The organism is Rhodovulum sp. DZ06 (assembly GCF_050586345.1).
GTDB lineage: Bacteria > Pseudomonadota > Alphaproteobacteria > Rhodobacterales > Rhodobacteraceae > JBOCEF01.
Window position 1 is genome coordinate 1 of record NZ_JBOCEF010000015.1, and the last position, 13,704, is coordinate 13,704.

Sequence of the window (13,704 nt, forward strand, 5' to 3'; positions counted from 1 at the left end):
TCGTGTCCCCCATCCCCCCCACCCCCCCACCAACACAGCTTCCCCCCCCCCCTCCCCCCCCCCCCCCCCCCCCCCCCCCCCCCCCCCCCCCCCCCCCCCCCCTCCCCCCCGCCGCCGTTTCGACCCATGCGTTTCGGCCCGTGCGTTTCGGCCCATGCGTTTCGGCCCGTGGAAGAAATCATAAGGCGGCCTTGCAATCCGGCCGCGGCGCGCCGATCCTGCGCGCCCACGCGCCCATCCACGGAAGTTCCATGAGCACGCCTGTCACCCCGCCGGTCCCCGAGGCCGAATCCCGTCCCCTGCGCGCCGCCGCCTGGATGACGGGGGCGCTGATCTGCTTCTCCTCCATGGCCGTGGCGGGCCGGGAGGCGAGCGGCGAGCTCGACACGTTCGAGATCATGACCTGGCGGTCGATCATCGGCCTGTTCATCGTCTGCACCCTGCTGGGCGTCCGAGGAGAGCTGCGCGGGCTGCGGGTCCAGCGGGTGAAGCTGCACGTGGTGCGCAACCTCTTCCACTTCACCGGCCAGAACCTGTGGTTCTTCGCCGTCACCATGATCCCGCTGGCGCAACTCTTCGCCTTCGAGTTCACCAACCCCCTCTGGGTCGCGATCCTCGCGCCGCTGGTGCTGGGCGAGAAGATGACCCGCACGCGGGTGCTGGCCGCCGCGCTCGGCTTCATCGGCATCCTGATCGTGGCGCGTCCGGGCGAGGCCAGCTTCGGCGTGGGCGAGGCGGCGGCGGCGGTCTGCGCCATCGCCTTCGCCTTCACCACCATGACCACCAAGATGCTGTCGGGCACCGAAAGCACCGGGTCGATCATGTTCATGATGACGCTGACGCAGGCGGTGTTCGGGCTCGTGTGCGCCGGGATCGACCTCGACATCGCCTTCCCCAGCATGGCCTATGCGCCTTACGTCATCGTCATCGCGCTGGCCGGGCTGACGGCGCATTTCTGCATCGCCAACGCGCTCTCCTGCGCGCCCGCCACCGTGGTCGCGCCGATGGAGTTCCTGCGCCTGCCGCTGATCGCCGCCATCGGCGCGATGCTCTATGACGAGCCGCTCCTGTGGACCGTCTTCGCCGGCGGCGCGGTGGTGATGGCCGCGAACCTCATCAACATCCACGGCCAGCGCAAGGCGGCCGCGGCGCGCTGACGGGGCGGGCGCGGCCCCGGGCCCGGCGCGCGCCGGGCCGCCCCCCCCCGCGCACGCCCCGCGGGAATGCTGCACTGCGGCAAGCAGCCGCGCGGCCGGGGGGCCGAGCGCGCTCATGCCGCGCCCAAGGCGTCTTTTCCGGCGGCCCGCGCCGTGCTACCGCCCCTCCCGACCGCTCCAGACGCCATCCGGGCCGACGGGGCCGCGCCACAGGCTTCCAGGAGACCGTTTTCATGAACATCGACAAGATCCCCGCCGGCAAGAACCCGCCCTCCGACATCAACGTCGTGATCGAGATCACCGGCGGCGCCCGCGGCGGCGCGCCCGTGAAGTACGAGCTCGACAAGGACTCGGGCGCCGTGTTCGTCGACCGCATCGTCAACACCCCGATGTTCTACCCCTGCAACTACGGCTTCGTGCCGAACACCCTGCACGCCGACGGCGACCCGACCGACGTGCTGGTGATCTGCGACCACGACCTGGCCCCCGGCTCGGTCATCCGCTGCCGCCCGGTCGGCGTGCTGAAGATGGAAGATGACGGCGGCATGGACGACAAGCTCGTCGCCGTCCCGGTCGAGAAGGTCGACCCGTTCCAGGCCCATATCCAGGACCTGAACGACATCCCCCAGAAGACCCGCGACCGCATCAACCACTTCTTCGAGCACTACAAGGACCTCGAGGACGGCAAGTGGGTGAAGGTCATCGGCTGGGGCGACAAGGCCGAGGCCGAGGCGATCCTGCAGACCTCGATCGACGCGATGAAGAAGTGATCTGTCGCCCCGCAGGGGCGCATGGATCGTCGCCTCCTTCGGGAGGCATGACGGATCGGGAAGGGGCGGACGCGCAGGCGTCCGCCCCTTTTCCTTTGCGCGGCGGGCGGCCGGGGCCGGGGCGCATCGGGAGGGGGGCGCGCGCCTTCGGATGGTAATTTGCGGTGTTAATTATGCTGATGCGCCGGATTTTGCGGCCGGGTGGTAACACGCTGTTAACGCCTGTTCATGCGCGGGGGACGTGATTCCCGCCGCGCCGCGGCCGAAGCGCCCGGACCGGCGGTCATCCCCCTTCCCGACATGCCGCCCCGGAGCCATCCCCATGCGCACCGCACGCCCGAATTGCGCCCTGCGCGCCGCCGCCCCGCGCCTCGTCCTCGCCGCCGCCGCCGCCGCCCTCGCCGCCCCCGCCCATGCCGGGGGCCTGGGCCTCGAGGACCCGGACCGTTTCGCGCTGCTGCATGACGACCGCGCGGCCGTGCTGCGCGCCGACCTGCTGCACGACATCCCCGCCCAGACCCGGGCCGAGGCCGCCAACGGCTATGGCTGGTCCGGCGCCTCCACCTCCGGGCCCAACCCGTCCCGCACCACCGGGCGCGCGTCGGGCAAGATCGGCCTCGGCGCCCATGTCGACTGCATGATCGGCGGCGGCCAGCCCTGGGGGCGGTGGGAGACGCGCGACGCCCGCTGGTCCGCGGCCAATGAATTCGCCGAATCCCGGCTGGAGACCTGGGGGCTCGAGGCCGCCTGCGCCGTCGCCGTCCCCCTGCCCGGCGGCGACCGGCTGCGGGTGATCGGCGGCGCCCGCGCCGCCGAGGCCGAGCTGTTCCACATGATCAGCCTGCCCGCCAACCTCGCCTTCCACCTCGACAGCGCGGACGCCGCCCTCGGCTGGACCGCGGGGCTGAGCTGGGAGCGCCCGCAGGATGGCCTGCGCGCCACCCTGGCCTGGACCTCGCCGATGGAGTTCGAGCTTGCCGGGCGGCACTGGATCAACGGCGCCGCCGCCGGGCCGGTGACGGCGACCGCGACCATGCCGGCGAGCGTGGCGCTGCACCTCGAGGGGCGCCCGGCGCCGCTCTGGACCGCCTCGGCCGATCTCGACTGGACCTGGTGGTCGGACCACGAGGTGACCATCGACGGCGTCGCCTCGCCCCTCGCCCCCGGCGGCCGGGTCAGCCCGCCCACGGGCTATGACGACGCGCTGGGGGTGGAGCTCGGCCTGAAGCGCCGCTTCGGGGCGTGGGAGGCCGGGGGGCGACTGCGCTGGGACCAGGGCGTCAACGGCGCGATCACCGACGCCTGGACCGCGGGGGCCTCGCTCGCGCGCGACATCGGCGAGCACGTGACGCTCGAGGCCCGCGCCTCGGCCACCTGGCACCAGGAGGGGCTGTCCGAAGGCGCCGACGCGGTGACCGGGCGCAGCTGGCGCTACGTGTCCGAAACCGCGGTCAGCTATGCGGGCCGCCTGTCGGTGACGCTGGGCTTCTGATCCGGGCCGCCGGGGAAAAGGGAAAGGCGCGGTCCGGGCGGACCGCGCCTTTTGCATCTCCGGCGCCGGGCGGCGGGGGTCAGAGCCGCGGATCGGCCGCCCGCGCCTCGGCGGCCAGCGCGTCCGAGGCGGGCTCGATCACCGCCTCCAGCGCCCTGGTCATCTCCTTGCGCGCCAGGCCGGGTTCAAGCTCGGGCAGGAACTCCACCACCGCGACCCCGGGCTTGCGCAGGATCCCCAGCCGCGGCCAGAACAGCCCGGCATTGGTCGCCGCCGGGATCACCGGCACGTTCAGCGCCTCGGCCATCCCGTGCACGCCGCCCTTGTAGGGGGCCGTCGCGCCGGGCGCCACGCGGGTGCCCTGCGGGAAGATGATGGTCTGCCCGTTGGAGCCCCTGCGCGCCTCGGCATGGTCCGCCAGCCCCTGCGCCGCCTTCGCCCCCGCGCCGCGGTTCACCGGCGCGCAGCCGATGCGCATCGCGTAGACCCCGAGGAACGGCGTCCAGCGCAAGCTGCGCTTCATCACGAAGCGGGCGTCGTTCAGCGCGTTGAACAGGATCAGGATGTCGAGGAAGCTCTGGTGTTTCGACGCCACCACCACCTCGCCCGTGGGGACCGGCCCGCGCACCTCGGCCCGCAGCCCGCAGATCAGCGCCATGCTGCGCAGCACGATCTCGGTATAAAGCCACATCACCCGCGAAGCGCCGCGGCGCGAGGCGATGGCGAAGGGCGCGCCCAGCACGCCCATCACCGCCATCAGCCCGTACATCCAGACGAAGAAGACCAGCGAGCGCAGGTATTGAACAGCCATCAGCCGAGACTCCGTAGCGCGGCGCGCGCGGCCGCGCGGGTGGCGAACCAGGCGGTCAGGCCCGAGAGGACGGGCGCCGCGGCCGCCGCCCAGAGCGCGCCCGAGGAGGCCGCGGCAAGGCCCGGCAGCAGCGCCGTCCCCGCCCCGCCCCCTGCAGCGCCCAGCACCTGCAGCCCCAGCGCCGCGGCGATCCCGCCCGCGAGCCCCCCCAGCGCCGCGCGCGCCGCGGCCCCGCGGGTGAAGGCGGCGGCGATGAAGCTGTCCTCGGCCCCCATCAGGCGCAGCGTCTCGATCACCGGCCGCGCGGCCTCGAGCGAGGCGCGCGCCCCAAGGGTGACGGCGGCGGCCAGCCCACCAAGGGCCAGCACGGCGGCGGTCAGCGACAGCGCCCGCAGCGCCCCCGCCGCATCCAGCAGCGGCCGCCGCCAGCGCCCGTGATCGTCCCAGGCGGCGCCCGGCAGCTCCAGCTCCAGCCGCCGCGACAGGGCCGGGCCGTCCGGGCCGGTCCCCGTGATCTCCACCGCCAGAAGGGTCGGCGCCCCGAGCGCGTCGAGCGGCGCGTCGGCGCCGAGCCAGGGGGCCAGCAGCGCCTGCATCTCGTCTTCCTCGATCAGCCGCGCGCCGGTCACGCCCTCGGTCTGCTCGAGGATCGTCAGCGCCGCCGCCACCTCGCCCGGACCCGCCCCGAACGGGAGGCGCAGTGTGGCCGAGCGGGCCAGCTCCCCGTCCCATTCCGCGGCCATGGCGCCTGCAAGGAAGGCCAGCGCCGCGGCCAGCACGCCGATGAAGCTCATCGCCCCCGCCGCCGCCCCGGCGCCCCAGGCCAGCAGCCCGCGCGCGGGGGCGAGCCCGGCGAGGTCCCCGCCCGAGAGCCAGCGGCGCAGCGCCTCCAGCGCCCCCGCGGCGGCGTCGCGGCCCCGCGCGCCGCTCACAGCACCGCCCCCGCGGTGGTGACGGAGCGGTCGGCGATGCGCAGCACCCGGGCCGCGACCTCGGATTTCGCCGCCCGGATCAGGTCGAGGTCATGGGTCGCCATCAGCACCCCCGTGCCATGGCCGTTGAGCGCGGTCAGAAGCCCGAGGATGCGGCGCCCCATCTCCCGGTCCACGTTGCCCGTGGGCTCGTCCGCGATCACGAAATCGGGCCCGCCGATCACCGCCCTGGCCAGCGAGGCGCGCTGCCGCTCGCCCGCCGAGAGCTCGGCCGGGCGCGCGTCGGCGCGATGGGCGAGGCCGACCCAGTCCAGCAGCTCCTGCACCTGTTCGCGCCGCTGCGCCTGCGGCTTGCCCTGGATGCGCAGCGGCAGCGCCACGTTGTCGGCGAGCGACAGGTGGTCGAGGAACTGCCCGTCCTGGAACACGATCCCGATGCGGCGGCGCAGGCGCGCGGCCTCGTCCCGGTCCACCCCGGCGGCGTCGCGCCCGAACAGGGTCACGGTTCCGCTGGTGGGACGCAGCGCGAGGTAGCACAGCCGCAGGAAGGTGGTCTTGCCGGCGCCCGAGGGGCCGGTGACGAAGTGGAACGAGCCCTCGGGGATCGAGAGGGAGACGTCCGACAGGATGGTCCGGTCGCCGTAATCGAAGCCGACCCGCGAAAACTCGATCACCGCGCGCCCTCGTCCCTCGTCGCCGCAGATTGGTCCGGCCGGGGCGCGGGCGCGCCGGGGCCTGGACGGCCGCGGGGCGCGCCCCGGAGCCATTCGGTGGGACAATCGCAGATGGCGCACGGGGGCGCAATGCAAGGCGTCCCGCGGGCGGCGGGGCGCCCAGCCGCAGGCCCGCGCCATGGCGGTCTGCGGGGGGCCGCGAAGGGCCGAAGCGGCCCCCGCCCGCCATTTCGCCGCTTCGCGAAACGACGCGCCGCGGCGCCCCCCGCGCGGGCGCCCCGGGGCGCGAAATCGCGGGCCGCGCGCAAACCGGGCGCCGCGCCCGCCTTCAAGCTTCCCCTGCAAGCACGCCGCCGCTATGACTCGGAAACCCCCTCGCATACAAAGCGCTAGAAGGCGATTACCTGATCATGCTGGTTTCCTGCCCCACCTGCCCCGCCGAATACGACGTCGACGCGAGCGACATCGGAGCCGAGGGCCGCGTCGTCGAGTGTTCCGCCTGCGGCGCCCGCTGGCTCCAACCCGGCCCGACGCCGGAGGCGACCGAGGCCGGGAGCACCCTGCCGGGCCTCGCCGAGGCGCGCGCCGAGATCGAGGCCCTGTCGGCCCGCGAGGAAGCCGAGGCCGCCCCCGCCCCGGCGCCCAAACCCGAACCCGAACCCGAGGCGGCGCCCGCGCCCGAGCGCATCAGCCTTTACGGCGACGCGCCGGAGCCGGAGCAGGAGCCGGAAGAGGCCCCCGCGTCGGCCCGCGCGGCGCCCGCCCCGCAGGATGAGGACCACGACCCGCGCCAGGGCCAGGACCCCGCCGCCGCCTTCGCCGCCGCCCCGGCGCTGCGCGTCGCCGCCTCGAACGCCGCGCCCGAGACCGCCGTGTCGGCCCCCGCGCCCGAGCCGACCCGCCGCGCCCCGACGCTGGACCCGCAGCAGCTCAAGGCCGAGCTGCGCGCCTCCTCGGACGAGGATGAGCGGGTCGAGGCCCAGGCCCGCAGCGGCTTCCGCTCCGGCCTCTACCTCGTGGTGATCCTCGGCGCCCTCGCCGCGGGCGCCTATCACGGGGCCGACCAGATCACCGCCCGCGTGCCGCAGGCGGCCGAGCCGCTGGCCGCCTATCGCGCCGTGGTCGACGACCTGATGGACAAGGCCAAGGGCGCCGCCAACGGCGCGCTGCAGAAGGTCGCGCCGATGATCGAGGAAGCGGGCGTCGAGATGCCCGCCGCCCTGACCCCCGACCCCGCGCCCGCGGCCGAACCCGCCGCCGGGGCCCCCGCAGAAACCCCCGCGGAGACCCCCGCGGAGACCCCGGCCGAGGCCCCCGCGGAAGCGCCCGCCGAGGCCGCCCCGGCGCCCGCCGGGCAGTCCGACGCCGCGACCCCGGCGATGCCCGGCGCCGCGACCCCGCGGATCCCCGGCGGCGCGGGCGAGGGCATGGCCGCCCCCGGGATGCCCGCCCCGGCGAGCCCCTCGAGCCCGTCGCTGCCCAGCCCGGGCGCGCCGACGATGCCCTCTGACGGCTGACCACGGGCGCCTGACCACGGGCGGCCGATCAAGGACGGGGCCCGGCTCCGCGGCACGGACAGGGACAAGACGAGAAAGGGCCCGGCGGATCTCCGCCGGGCCCTTTCGCGTGGCGCCGCCTGGCGCAAGGGGGCCGGGACCGCCCCGCCGCCGCGCGGGTCGACGGGCGGCCGGCAAGGGGCGCCGCGGCGCAGCCCCCAGACGGTCGCGGCGCCGGGACGGACCGCCGGGCCGTCCGCGGGGCCATCCGCCGGGACGCCCCCCCACCGTGCGCTCCGCCGCGCCGAGGCCACCGCGCGCCCGGGCGGTCGAGAGACGAGGGTCCCGGCAGGCGCCCCTCGGCGGCGCCCCGGCCCCCAGGCCCCCACGCCCCGGCCCCCCCATGCCGCCGGCCTCCAGGCGCCTGCCGCGCGCGGCCCTGCGCCCGCCGTCCCGCGCCCCTCCCGGGGACGCGCGGCGCGGGCGGACGAGCGGGAGGGCCCGTCCCTCCCCGAGACCGCCCGCACCTCGTGGGACGCGGGGTGGCCCGCAGCGCCGCGCAAACGAAAGACGCCGGGGCGCATCCCGCCCCGGCGTCTTCATCGGTCTCACCCCGCTTCGCGACCCGGCCCCGGGCCGCCCGGCCTCAGAACCGGTCGAGCAGGCGGCGCAGGTAGTCGAGCTCCAGCTCCGGCCGGGTCCGTTCGCCCGAGCGGCGGCGGATCTCGTCCAGAAGTTCGCGCGCGCGCTTCAGCTCCTCCTCCGTCGGCACCCGGGTGTCGCCGCCATCGGGGGACCCGTCGCGCGCCACCGGGCGCCCCGTCGGGTCGAAGGCCCGGTCGCGGCCGTTGGGGCTGCCCTGCCCGGCCCGGTCGCCCTGGCCGCGCTGCGCCTGCTGCTGCATCGCCTCGCCCAGCTGTCGGGCGCCCTCGCGCAGCTGCTCCATCGCCTGCACCTGGTCGTCGAGCGCCGCATCCGGCTGGTCGCCGCGCAGCGAATCCCGCGCGCCTTCCATCGACCGCTCGGCATCGCCCAGCGCCCGCTCGGCCTCCTCCGACAGCCCGTCCGGGAGCTGCGCGCGCAGGTCCTCGAGCGCGCGGCGCAGGGCCTCCTGCCGCTGGGCGAGATCGCCCATGCTCTCCTGCCCCTGGCCGCCGGGGGCGCCCTGCTGGTCGCCCTGCTCGCCGCCGCCGCCGCCGCGCTGGTTCCCGGTCCCGGGCTCCAGCCCCTCCTGGGTCATGCCGCCGCGATTGGGCCGACCGTAAGGCGAATTGCCGGGCTCGTTCCCGCTGCCGGGCCGGCCGCCCTCCTCGCCCTGGCGGCGCTGCATCTCGCCGAAGGAGCGGTCCGCGAGGTCCTGCTGGCCGCGCAGCATGTCCTGCAGCTGCTCCATCATCTGGCCGCCCTGGCCCTGCTGCTGGCCCTGGCCCTGGCCCTGCTGCGCCTGCATCTGCAGGTTCTGCAGGATCTGCGCCAGCTGCTGCAGCAGCTGCTGCGCGGCCTCGCGGTCCCCGGCCTCGGCGGCGCGCTGAAGCTCGTCCAGCATCCGCTGCAGGTCCTGCATGTCCATGCTCTGCTGCTGGCCGTTCTGCTGCTGCTGCTCCATCTGGTCGAGATTCTGCATCGCCTGGCGCATCATCTCCTGCAGGTACTCGTTCATCGCCTGCCGAAGCTCGTCCATCAGCTTGGCGATCTCCTCCGGGGTCGCCCCGCGGTCGATCGCCTCCTGCAGCCGCTCCTGCGCCCGGGCCAGCCGCTCGGCCGCCGAGGCGAGGTCGCCCGCTTCGAGCAGCAGCGCCGCGCGCCACAGAAGCTCCATGACCGAGAGCGCCTCGGCCTCTTCCCGCCCGTCCTCGAGCGCGTAGCCGAGCCGGCGCATGGCGGTGCGGGCGACGAGATAGGGGCCCGTCGACTCGCCGAACCAGTCCTCGGGCCAGGCGGTGACGGCGCGCAGCCGCTGCAGCGCGTCGCGCGCGGCGGTGATGTCGGCGGCGAAGGCCCGGCGCTCTTCCAGGAAGGCGCGCGCCATCGGGTCCGAGAAGATCCGCGGCGGGATCGCGGCCTCGAGCGGCGGGGACGAGCCCTGCTGCCCCGCCGCGTCCTCGGCCGTCAGGGTGATCAGCACCGGCAGGCCGGCCCAGGGATGGGCGGTCAGGTCCTCGACCAGCTGCTCCTCCACGTCCGTCTCGGCCCCGGTGAAGGAGAGGGGCAGCTCGACCCGGATCGGCTCCAGCGCCTGCGGGGGGCGCCCCCCGGGGTTGGGCAGCCGCGCGCGGTCGAGCGTGATGGTCGCCCAGGCCGAGGTCACGCCGTAATCATCCGCGGCCGCGAAGCCGAATTGCAGCGCCCGCGTCTCGGTCGCCGTGGCCTCGGTGGTGAAGTCGATCTCGGGGGCCGCGTCGGGCGTCGCGGCGAAGGTCCAGGCCGCGAGCTCCTGCGTCCCGCCCATCACCGCGAGGCGGCCCGAGCCCGACAGCGCGAAGGCGTATTCCTGCGCCCCGGGGCCGAGCGGCAGGCCCGCGGCGGCCTCGGCCGACAGGTCCAGGTCCCCGGACAGCGACGGGTCGCCCGGCGCGTTGTAGACCCGCAGCGACAGGCGCGACCCGGCGGGCAGGCTGATCTCCTCGCCCATCCGCTCGGTCAGGTAGACCATCTCGGCGCCCGTGTAGGCGGGCGGGGCGGCCCAGGCCTCGACCGCCGGGGCGGTCGCGGCGGCGGCGGGCGCCGGGGCGCCGGGGGTGAAGGCGGCGACGAACCGCTCCCCGCCGTCGAGCATCGCGACCAGCCCGCCCATCGCCAGCAGCACCATGGCCGAGAGGCGCAGCGCGAACGGGTCGCGCGCGGCAAGCCGCGGCTGCGCCGGGCGCGGGCGGGCGGCGGCGGCGCGTTTGGCCACGCGCGCACGGTGCGCGGCCCAGAGCGCGCGGGCGCCCGCGTCGCCGGCGCCGATGGCGATGTCGTCATGGAAGGCGGCGACCGGACGGTCCGCCATGTCGTGATCCAGCGCGGCCAGCGCCTCGGCCGCCGTCGGCATCCGGAAGCGGCGCAGGCCCCACAGCACCGCGGCGGCCAGCCCCAGCCCGAACAGGCCCAGCGCCGCGAGATGCCCGAGCCGCGGCAGCGCCTCGAACGCGCCGGTGAGCGCGAGACCCATGAAGGCGGCGAGCACGGTCCAGGTCGGCCAGAAGGCGGCGGCGGCGCGCTCGGCGGCCAACGCGAGGCGCTGCGCCCGGGCGCGGGCGTCCAGCTCGGCGCGCAGGGAGTCGAACCCCTCCGGCGCGTCCTGCCCGTCAGCCTGCCCGTCCGTCTGCGATGCGTCCTGCCGCTCGGTCATTCAGCCTCCTTCGCGCCACGCCGCGCCCCGCATCACGGGGGCGGCGCAGGCGCGGACGGCGCGCCGCCCGCCGGGACAGGAGGGTCCGCGCGTCAGTCCAACCACTGGGGGATGGTATCGCGGGCGAGCATCTCGTCAAAGGTCGGTCTGGGCCGCACCACGGCGAATTGATCGCCCTTCACCAGCACCTCGGGGACCATGAGGCGCGAGTTGTACTCGGACGACATCACCGCGCCGTAGGCCCCGGCCGAGCGGAAGGCGACCAGCTCCCCCGCGCCCACGGGCGGCAGCGCGCGGCCCTTGGCGAAGGTGTCGCCGGATTCGCAGACCGGGCCGACCACGTCCACGGGCAGCGATTCCGTGCCCGGCGCGGGCTCGATCACCGGCACGATGTCGTGCCAGGCGTCGTACATGGCCGGGCGGATCAGGTCGTTCATCGCCGCGTCGAGGATCAGGAACTCGCGCCCCGCCCCCTGCTTGCGGTAGATGACCGAGGCGATCAGCACCCCGGCATTGCCCGCGATCAGGCGGCCCGGCTCGACCTCCACCTCGCAGCCGAGATGCCCCACGGTGCGCTTGATCAGGGCGCCGTAATCGAAGGGCAGCGGCGGCGCCTCGTTCGCGCGGCGGTAGGGGATGCCGAGCCCGCCCCCGAGGTCCAGCCGCCGGATGGCGTGCCCGTCGGCGCGCAGCTGCCCGACGAAATCCGCGACGATGGAGAAGGCGTCCTCGAAGGGCTGCAGGTCCACGAGCTGCGAGCCGATATGGACGTCGACGCCCACCACCTCGATCCCCGGCAGGGCGGCGGCGCGGGCATAGACCTGGCGCGCATCGGCGATCGGCACGCCGAACTTGTTCTCGGACTTGCCGGTGGCGATCTTCGCGTGGGTCTTGGCGTCCACGTCCGGGTTCACGCGCAGGGTGATCGGCGCGGTCTTGCCCATCCCGCTGGCGACCTGCGACAGCACCTCCAGCTCCTCGGCGCTTTCCACGTTGAACTGGCGCACGCCATGCTCGAGCGCGAAACGCATCTCGGCCGGGGTCTTGCCGACGCCCGAAAACACGATGCGTTCCCCCGGCACCCCGGCGGCGAGGGCGCGGCGGAACTCGCCCTCCGACACCACGTCCATGCCCGCGCCGAGATCCCCCAGCAGCTTGAGGACCGCGAGGTTGGAGCACGCCTTCATCGCGTAGCAGACCAGGTGGGGCATCCCGTCCAGCGCCTCGTCGAACACCTTGAAGTGCCGCTCGAAGGTGGCCGAGGAGTAGACATAGGCGGGCGTGCCCACGCTGGCGGCGATGTCGGCGAGCGAGACATCCTCGGCGTGCAGGACGCCGTCCCGGTAGTTGAAGTGGTCCATCAGCGGCGCTCCATGGGTCGGGTGCGGAGGAAGAGGTAGAGCGGCAGCCCGAAGCTGACGCCGACGAGGAAGGTGGCGGGGATCGCCAGCAGGGCGAGCCGGTCGTCCCGGGCCCGGCACTCGGCCAGGATCCAGGCGGTGAGGGCGAGGGCGGCGATCACCAGGTCCCAGGCGAGGCCCGTCGCGGCGCCGTTGGCGGTCCAGCCGTCGATCATGGCCGGGATAGACCAGCCGTTTTCGGCGAGGAACGGCAGAAGGTGCGCCATGGGCGCCGCGGCGCCGAGCACGGCGAGGCCGAGGAAGGTCAGGCGCAGGGCGGACATCGGCGCCTCCGTCGGCCGCGGGGGGCCGGGGGCGTCGCGCCCCGCGGCAGGTGGGAAATCTGCGCGACGGAGTACCGCGCGGGGCCGCGTCTTGGCAAGGGCGCGGGGGGGAGGCGCCGGGCGGGCCCGAAGGATCGTTCCGCCGCCCGGGCGCACCGCCGACCGGGCGTTCCGCGCGCGGGGGCGGCGGCGGCGCGGGCCGCCGCGCGCGGCCCCCGGCGCGGCGGCGACTCCGCCCCCGCCGGGCCCGCGGCGGCGGCGCGCCTCCCCTGCCCCTCCCCGCTTTTCGGCGCCGCGCCGTTCCCCTCCCGCCCCTTCCGGCGAACCGCGCGTTCCGCCCCGAAGCGGGGCCTGCGAAAAGGTTCCCGCCCCCCGTCCTGGCGCATGGCGCGGGCGCTCGGGCCGTCTTAGGTCGGTCTTCGTCAAGCAATGGAGACCGCGCCATGACCCTCGCCGCAACCAGCCCCACCGCCGCCCCCCTTGGCGCGAAGGCGCCGTCGCGGCCGATGCGCAGCTCCGAAGACGCCCAGCGCCTCGCCGACCGTCTGAACGCCGAATACGCGGGGGCCTCGGCCGAGGAGATCCTGCGCGCGGCCTTCGTGGACAAGGTCGCCGGGGACGCCGCCCTGGTCTCCTCCTTCGGCGCCGACAGCGCGGCGCTGCTGCACCTGCTGGCGCAGGTCGCCCCCGATGCGCCGGTGCTGCTGCTCGACACCCAGATGCTGTTCCCCGAGACGCTGGCCTACCAGCAGGAGCTGTCGGCGAAGGTCGGCCTGACCGGCGTGCGCCGCATCCGCCCGGACGAGGCGGCCCGCCTGGCCGAGGACCCGGCGGACGACCTGCACCAGCGCGACCACGACGCCTGCTGCGACCTGCGCAAGGTGCGCCCGCTGGAGAACGCCCTCGCCCCGTTCGGCGCGGCGGTGACCGGGCGCAAGCGCCACCAGGCCGCGACCCGCGCCGACATGAAGCCGTTCGAGATCGACGGCGCCGGGCGGCTGCGGATCAACCCGCTGGCGGACTGGAGCTCGCAGGACGTGCGCGCCTATATCAAGGACAACGCGCTGCCGCCGCACCCGCTGGTGGCGAAGGGCTACCCGTCGATCGGCTGCGCGCCCTGCACCACGCCGGTGAAGCCGGGCGAGGACCCGCGCGCCGGGCGCTGGCGCGGCGCCGACAAGGAAGAATGCGGGATCCATATCGTCGACGGCAAGGTCGTGCGCCCTGCGCGCGCGGCGTAAGAACCGGCGCCCCGCGCGCGCGGCATAAGAACCGGCGCCCCGCGCGCGCGGCACTAAGAACCGGCGCCCTGCGCGCGCGGCACTAAGAACCGGTGCCCTGCGCGCGCGGCCCG

At 75.4% G+C, this 13,704-nt stretch carries 11 protein-coding genes; 5 read left to right on the forward strand and 6 right to left on the reverse strand.

The genetic code is table 11. The annotated features are described in order from the left end of the window. The first annotated feature begins 251 nt into the window (after nucleotides 1–251). The 3 genes from ACQ5SO_RS08780 (at nucleotide 252) to ACQ5SO_RS08790 (ending at nucleotide 3,419) form a co-directional block, all read left to right on the forward strand. Entirely contained in the window at nucleotides 252–1,157 is a 906-nt protein-coding gene (locus ACQ5SO_RS08780) for a DMT family transporter (RefSeq protein WP_430941215.1), read from the forward strand. 233 nt (nucleotides 1,158–1,390) lie between these two features. Continuing rightward, on the forward strand, nucleotides 1,391–1,927 hold the full coding sequence (gene ppa, locus ACQ5SO_RS08785) for an inorganic diphosphatase (protein ID WP_430941216.1): 537 nt from the start codon (nucleotides 1,391–1,393) through the stop codon (nucleotides 1,925–1,927). A gap of 322 nt (nucleotides 1,928–2,249) precedes the next feature. After that, a complete protein-coding gene (locus ACQ5SO_RS08790; protein ID WP_430941217.1) occupies nucleotides 2,250–3,419 on the forward strand; it encodes a hypothetical protein in 1,170 nt (389 codons plus the stop codon). A gap of 79 nt (nucleotides 3,420–3,498) precedes the next feature. On the opposite strand, the gene ACQ5SO_RS08795 is transcribed toward ACQ5SO_RS08790, so the two are convergent. From ACQ5SO_RS08795 to ACQ5SO_RS08805, 3 genes are read right to left on the reverse strand one after another with little or no spacing between them, the layout of a single operon-like run. Continuing rightward, on the reverse strand, nucleotides 3,499–4,230 hold the full coding sequence (locus ACQ5SO_RS08795; protein WP_430941218.1) for a lysophospholipid acyltransferase family protein: 732 nt from the start codon (nucleotides 4,228–4,230) through the stop codon (nucleotides 3,499–3,501). After that, on the reverse strand, nucleotides 4,230–5,162 hold the full coding sequence (locus tag ACQ5SO_RS08800; protein ID WP_430941219.1) for a cell division protein FtsX: 933 nt from the start codon (nucleotides 5,160–5,162) through the stop codon (nucleotides 4,230–4,232). The genes ACQ5SO_RS08795 and ACQ5SO_RS08800 overlap by 1 nt, the downstream gene beginning before the upstream one ends. Then, nucleotides 5,159–5,836, reverse strand: a complete 678-nt coding sequence (locus tag ACQ5SO_RS08805; RefSeq protein ID WP_430941220.1) for a cell division ATP-binding protein FtsE — start codon at nucleotides 5,834–5,836, stop codon at nucleotides 5,159–5,161. The genes ACQ5SO_RS08800 and ACQ5SO_RS08805 overlap by 4 nt, the downstream gene beginning before the upstream one ends. 410 nt (nucleotides 5,837–6,246) lie before the next feature. On the opposite strand from ACQ5SO_RS08805, the gene ACQ5SO_RS08810 reads away from it, so the two are divergent. Further along, the gene (locus ACQ5SO_RS08810) at nucleotides 6,247–7,353 is read left to right on the forward strand and encodes a zinc-ribbon domain-containing protein (RefSeq protein WP_430941221.1); all 1,107 of its coding nucleotides are present in this window, start codon (nucleotides 6,247–6,249) and stop codon (nucleotides 7,351–7,353) included. A 625-nt stretch (nucleotides 7,354–7,978) separates the two neighbouring features. Here the strand turns inward: ACQ5SO_RS08810 and ACQ5SO_RS08815 are convergent. The 3 genes from ACQ5SO_RS08815 to ACQ5SO_RS08825 all read right to left on the reverse strand — a co-directional run bounded on the left by ACQ5SO_RS08815 (nucleotide 7,979) and on the right by ACQ5SO_RS08825 (nucleotide 12,350). Next, nucleotides 7,979–10,666 carry a TIGR02302 family protein gene (locus ACQ5SO_RS08815; protein ID WP_430941222.1) on the reverse strand — a complete coding sequence of 896 codons (2,688 nt, stop codon included), beginning with the start codon at nucleotides 10,664–10,666 and terminating at the stop codon, nucleotides 7,979–7,981. A 92-nt stretch (nucleotides 10,667–10,758) separates the two neighbouring features. Continuing rightward, nucleotides 10,759–12,027, reverse strand: a complete 1,269-nt coding sequence (gene lysA / locus ACQ5SO_RS08820; protein WP_430941223.1) for a diaminopimelate decarboxylase — start codon at nucleotides 12,025–12,027, stop codon at nucleotides 10,759–10,761. Beyond that, a complete protein-coding gene (locus ACQ5SO_RS08825; RefSeq protein ID WP_430941224.1) occupies nucleotides 12,027–12,350 on the reverse strand; it encodes a DUF2834 domain-containing protein in 324 nt (107 codons plus the stop codon). The genes lysA and ACQ5SO_RS08825 overlap by 1 nt, the downstream gene beginning before the upstream one ends. A 443-nt stretch (nucleotides 12,351–12,793) precedes the next feature. Between ACQ5SO_RS08825 and ACQ5SO_RS08830 the strand changes: the two genes are divergently transcribed. Continuing rightward, complete coding sequence (locus ACQ5SO_RS08830; RefSeq protein ID WP_430941225.1) at nucleotides 12,794–13,591, forward strand: phosphoadenylyl-sulfate reductase; 798 nt, start codon at nucleotides 12,794–12,796, stop codon at nucleotides 13,589–13,591. The last annotated feature ends 113 nt before the right edge of the window (nucleotides 13,592–13,704 follow it).

What these genes read in the sequence shown, in the direction of transcription:
- ACQ5SO_RS08815 (WP_430941222.1), bottom strand. Translation starts at nt 10,666, where the DNA reads ATGACCGAGCGGCAGGACGCATCGCAGACGGACGGGCAGGCTGACGGG.
- ACQ5SO_RS08825 (WP_430941224.1), bottom strand. Translation starts at nt 12,350, where the DNA reads ATGTCCGCCCTGCGCCTGACCTTCCTCGGCCTCGCCGTGCTCGGCGCC.
- ACQ5SO_RS08795 (WP_430941218.1), bottom strand. Translation starts at nt 4,230, where the DNA reads ATGGCTGTTCAATACCTGCGCTCGCTGGTCTTCTTCGTCTGGATGTAC.
- ACQ5SO_RS08780 (WP_430941215.1), top strand. Translation starts at nt 252, where the DNA reads ATGAGCACGCCTGTCACCCCGCCGGTCCCCGAGGCCGAATCCCGTCCC.
- ACQ5SO_RS08810 (WP_430941221.1), top strand. Translation starts at nt 6,247, where the DNA reads ATGCTGGTTTCCTGCCCCACCTGCCCCGCCGAATACGACGTCGACGCG.
- ppa (WP_430941216.1), top strand. Translation starts at nt 1,391, where the DNA reads ATGAACATCGACAAGATCCCCGCCGGCAAGAACCCGCCCTCCGACATC.
- ACQ5SO_RS08790 (WP_430941217.1), top strand. Translation starts at nt 2,250, where the DNA reads ATGCGCACCGCACGCCCGAATTGCGCCCTGCGCGCCGCCGCCCCGCGC.
- lysA (WP_430941223.1), bottom strand. Translation starts at nt 12,027, where the DNA reads ATGGACCACTTCAACTACCGGGACGGCGTCCTGCACGCCGAGGATGTC.
- ACQ5SO_RS08830 (WP_430941225.1), top strand. Translation starts at nt 12,794, where the DNA reads ATGACCCTCGCCGCAACCAGCCCCACCGCCGCCCCCCTTGGCGCGAAG.